The sequence below is a fragment of the Streptomyces hainanensis genome, from assembly GCF_004348415.1.
GTDB lineage: Bacteria > Actinomycetota > Actinomycetes > Streptomycetales > Streptomycetaceae > Streptomyces > Streptomyces hainanensis.
The window spans coordinates 1-743 of record NZ_SMKI01000899.1 but is presented as its reverse complement, the minus strand read 5'-3'; the positions used below and the strand labels follow the sequence as shown (position 1 = coordinate 743).

At 72.1% G+C, this 743-nt stretch carries 1 protein-coding gene; it reads left to right on the top strand.

The features are described 5' to 3' along the window. The first annotated feature begins 35 nt into the window (after positions 1–35). A complete protein-coding gene (locus E1283_RS36715) occupies positions 36–692 on the top strand; it encodes a CatB-related O-acetyltransferase (RefSeq protein WP_132822451.1) in 657 nt (218 codons plus the stop codon). The last annotated feature ends 51 nt before the right edge of the window (positions 693–743 follow it).

Sequence of the window (743 nt, the reverse complement as noted above, 5' to 3'; positions counted from 1 at the left end):
GCCCACGCACCACCCCCCGCGAAAAGGACCACCTCGTGACGCCACCCGTCCCCGCCGACCCGACCGTGCTGCACCCGCTGCCCGAGCAGCCGCGGGTCGTGCTGCTGAAGCCGCTGGTCACCTCGCCACTGATCGAGGTCGGCGAGTTCTCCTACTACGACGACCCCGACGACCCGACCGCCTTCGAGACCCGGAACGTGCTGTACCACTACGGCCCCGAGAAGCTGGTCATCGGGAGGTTCTGCGCGCTGGGCGAGGGCGTGCGGTTCCTCATGAACGGCGCCAACCACCGGATGGACGGCCCGTCGACGTTCCCGTTCCCGATCATGGGCGGCTCCTGGTCAGAGCACTTCGACCTCGTCACCGGCCTGGGCGGCCGCGGGGACACCGTGCTCGGCCACGATGTCTGGCTCGGCTACCGGTCGACGGTGATGCCAGGCGTGCGCGTCGGGCACGGGGCGATCGTCGCCGCCGGCTCGGTCGTCGTCGACGACGTCCCCGACTACGGGATCGTCGGCGGCAACCCCGCCCGCCTCATCCGCCGACGGTTCGACGACGCGGACGTCGAGCGGCTGCTGGCCGTGGCCTGGTGGGACTGGCCGCTCCCGCACATCACCCGGCACGTCCGCACGATCATGGCCGGCGGCATCGACGAGTTGGAGCGCGCGGCGGCCGAACTCCCGCGCCGCTGACCCACCGACCGGCACCACGGAAGCGAGACACCCGCATGCCCGACCCCGCCC